Raw genomic sequence first — 3326 nt, forward strand, 5'->3', positions numbered from 1 at the left:
TGATGCTCGCTGTGGCCATCAGCGCAATCGCCATTCCGATCAGCGTTCTTGGGGATCTTTTGCTTTGGCTGCTCGGCAGCCCGCTGATCGCACGGAATTTCCATCTTGAAGATTCCTACTACCTGCTTTATGCACATCTGGCCCCCGCGTGGCTTGGCCTGGCGGGGGCCGTCGCAGCCACCCGGCTGTTTGATCTCTCCGGGAAGAAGGTGGCCCTCTACGCGGAATCAGCGGCCCGCGAGCACGCCCAGCAAAACGCGCTGCTGGAAGAACGTGCGTTTTACAGCCAGCCGCGAATCCTTGAGCACGCGCTGGCATCGCTCGACCGGAGTCAGCCGGACCGGATCAATCTCTATTTTGTCGGCGTTGCCGGCTATTCGGAACAGGACGTCTTCATGAAGGAAGTCCACTACGTCAGCAATTTCTTCAAGGCGCGCTTCGGGACGACGGGACGCTCAATAACACTGATAAACAATCCGAAAACCGTACTGGAGTCACCGGCTGCCAGCGTCACCAGCCTGCGCCTCGCGTTGAATCAGGTTGGCAAGAAAATGGACACCGACAAGGACATCCTGTTTCTGTATCTGACTTCGCACGGTTCTCGGGAACATCGGCTTTCCCTGAGTTTTGGCTCAATGCGTTTCGATGTGCTCGATCCGGGAGTGCTGCGCAAAATTCTCGACGACTCGGGTATCAAACGTCGTGTCGTCGTCGTTTCCTCGTGCTATTCCGGCGGTTTCGTCGAGCCACTCAAGAATGAGAATACGCTCGTCATCAGCGCTTCGGCGCCCGACAAGACATCGCACGGCTGCAGCAATGAAGCCGATTTCACGTTTTTCGGCAAAGCCTACTTTGAAGACGGGTTACGCAAGACCGACTCGTTCATTGAAGCATTCAACATCGCAAGTCCGCTGATAGCCGAACGTGACGCCAAAGAAGGCTACGAAGCTGCGCTGCCGATGATGAACGTCGGCACCGGGATTCGGGCAGCGCTCAACCAATACACGGCCGAGCAAAAACAGCTTGCTTTGCAGCGGTCTGCGCCTACCCGAGCCGAAGCCGACCCGGAAGCCCAGGTCAAGCAATCGCCAATAAGCTGTGCCTCATGCCAATGATCCGCTGCTACGCAAGACGCATTTCCAGTCCGCATGTCAGTGGCCATCTGGATGCGATGCCTTGCCACTTTTCAGGGAGAACGAAATGAAGAACCGCATTTTTGCCAGTGTGCTTGTCGCGCTTGCAGCTCTATTGTCTGCTTGTGCGGGGACAGATTTTGTTCGCCCTGCAGAAGGAGTGCTTGTGTTAGGAAAGTCGACTCAGGCTGATGTGACCGCGAAGATGGGCAGTCCTTACCAGACAGGTGATCTCATTAAGAATGAGAAGCAGCTCAAAGTGGCGCACTATGCCTACGCCTCGACCGGGGGCGAGAGCGCATACCCAGAAGTGACGCCAGCACGCGTGATGGCCTTTACCTTCTATAACGACACGCTGACCAACCAGGAATTCATAAGCTCTTTCAAGCAGGATTCAACGGACTTTGACGGAAGCAAGGTGCCGTCAATCGTGAAGGGGAAATCGACAAGCGCTGAAGTGATCGCGCTATTCGGCAAGCCGACTGGAGAGGCAATCTATCCCGTCATCAAGGGAATGGACGACCGAGCCTATATCTACAGCTATAGCCAGGCAAAAGGCTCCGTGTTCAACATGAAGTTCCAACAGAAATCACTGGCGGTTTCATTCAACGGCGCCGGTGTCGTAACGGATGTCGAGTACGTTTCAACTGGAGACCGATGAACCAAGGCCCCAAGACCCAGCGAACGCGCGAGCAAGACAAAGGCGGGCCCGGTCTACCATCTGCAGGGCGGCGACGAATTACAACCTGGCCACCTCGGGCAGCGAATCAACGGGGCTGCGTACGCCGCCGCCGCCGACCTTCAATACATGGGTATAGATCATGGTCGTGGCCACATTGGTGTGGCCGAGCAACCGCTGGGCGGCCCCGAGGCGGTGCTGGACTATCTGGGCCGCTATACGCACCGGGTGGCGATCTCGAATGAGCGGATCGTCGGTATCGACGAGAGCGAGGTGTCCTTCCGGGTGCGCGCCGACCGATCAAGCGGCAAGAAGCGCACCATCCACCTCCCGGGTACCGAGTTCATTGGGCGCTTTCTACACCATGTTCTGCCCCCGGTTTCAAGCGGATCCGGCACTATGGTCTGTTGTCGCCTGCCCGAAAGAAGAGCGGGCTGGCCGCTGCCCGTGCCGCGCTCGATGTGCCGCCACCACAACCCAAAGTCATCGAGTCGGTGGCCGAGTTCCTGCGCCGGGTGGCGCGCATCGAACTGGCCCATTGCCCGCATTGCGGTATCGGACAGTTTCGTGTGTCGGGGGTGATCTTGCCGGAACGTCGTCTGCCGACGCCAAGGGGGCCGCCGTGAGGTGGGTGGGTGGCGCAAACATCAGCCCTTGTCGAAGCGATGGAAAGAGCGTTTCCGGTGGTGCTTGCACGCTCGCCGTCCGTCCTCGTCCGTGGCGTCGGGCACGCCGAACCGGCTACCCGGAATTCAGTGAATCTGGCTCTCTTGGCCCGCCGTGCTCGGGATATTCCCCTGCCAATCGCTATGCCAAACGATTGACTTCCCCGGTGCCTTCCTTACAATCCCCATAACCACCGCCCTCCCGGCGGTTCAGTCCAACAAGGTTTATTCGCCGAGATGACTCCGCGCTCTCCTCTTCCTCGCCCGCGTCGGCGGATAAACGCTATTCGTTAGAGCGCATGAAACCCCATACCATTGCACTTCAGATCACGTGCGCCATCCTTGGTGCGGGATTCATGCTCGCAGGAGTTGCGGTCCATTCATACGTAGGGGGGTTTTTAATTGGCGCGCTAATGTTCTTTGCCGCCGCACTTCTTGGCGCAGATCCAACTACAAACACAAATTCCCACGCGCGCCGTATTTTCCAGACCCTGGCTGGCATATCTGCCATTCCTTTCGTGGTTGCCAGTGTTATCGCCTCGGTTGAGTTAAGTCAGGCCGGCCAGTGGGCAGCGCTTCTCGGGACCATGTTGCGCCTGTTCGTCTTTGTCCTTGCTGCCGTCGCAATCACATTAAGCGAGCACCCGTACATTCAGCGCCAATTGAAGAAACTCGGCTTTTTCACGCCAAACAGCTAATCAAGGCAGTCGTGCGCTCTAACATCACACTCAAAATCGCTCCCTTCGGTCGCTTGGACGCGCCGCAAGCGGCGCGCCATTTAGTTCAACTACAAGGGCTTCCCCGAATTCGCAAGAGCGCGTGATGGTTTTTCAGTTCATCGTTTTTCCT

The 3326-nt window shown here is 57.5% G+C and carries 4 protein-coding genes and 1 pseudogene; 4 read left to right on the plus strand and 1 reads right to left on the minus strand.

Translation table 11 applies throughout. The features are described 5' to 3' along the window. On the plus strand, positions 1 to 1115 hold a 1115-nt coding region (locus PROAA_RS13295; protein WP_222102272.1), incomplete at its 5' end, for a C13 family peptidase. Positions 1116 to 1200: 85 nt separating this feature from the next. Beyond that, on the plus strand, positions 1201 to 1794 hold the full coding sequence (locus tag PROAA_RS13300) for a hypothetical protein (RefSeq protein WP_186411805.1): 594 nt from the start codon (positions 1201 to 1203) through the stop codon (positions 1792 to 1794). Between the two features lie 78 nt (positions 1795 to 1872). Here PROAA_RS13300 and PROAA_RS19170 read toward each other — a convergent pair whose 3' ends face one another. Then, positions 1873 to 2037: a hypothetical protein gene (locus PROAA_RS19170; RefSeq protein ID WP_186411808.1), complete on the minus strand. Its 165-nt coding sequence runs from the start codon at positions 2035 to 2037 to the stop codon at positions 1873 to 1875. Between PROAA_RS19170 and PROAA_RS19430 the strand changes: the two are divergent. Together PROAA_RS19430 and PROAA_RS13315 are read left to right on the plus strand one after the other, a co-directional pair. Further along, positions 1978 to 2438 (plus strand): annotated as a pseudogene (locus PROAA_RS19430) (IS91 family transposase); the annotation flags it as partial. The gene PROAA_RS19170 and the pseudogene PROAA_RS19430 overlap by 60 nt on opposite strands. Before the next feature lie 338 nt (positions 2439 to 2776). Further along, positions 2777 to 3175 carry a hypothetical protein gene (locus tag PROAA_RS13315; RefSeq protein ID WP_186411807.1) on the plus strand — a complete coding sequence of 133 codons (399 nt, stop codon included), beginning with the start codon at positions 2777 to 2779 and terminating at the stop codon, positions 3173 to 3175. Positions 3176 to 3326 lie beyond the last annotated feature (151 nt).

It is taken from the genome of Candidatus Propionivibrio aalborgensis (assembly GCF_900089945.1).
GTDB classification, from domain to species: domain Bacteria; phylum Pseudomonadota; class Gammaproteobacteria; order Burkholderiales; family Rhodocyclaceae; genus Propionivibrio; species Propionivibrio aalborgensis.

Bases quoted from the DNA above. Each gene is read 5' to 3' on its own strand.
- PROAA_RS13300 (WP_186411805.1), top strand. From the start codon at position 1,201: ATGAAGAACCGCATTTTTGCCAGTGTGCTTGTCGCGCTTGCAGCTCTA.
- PROAA_RS13315 (WP_186411807.1), top strand. From the start codon at position 2,777: ATGAAACCCCATACCATTGCACTTCAGATCACGTGCGCCATCCTTGGT.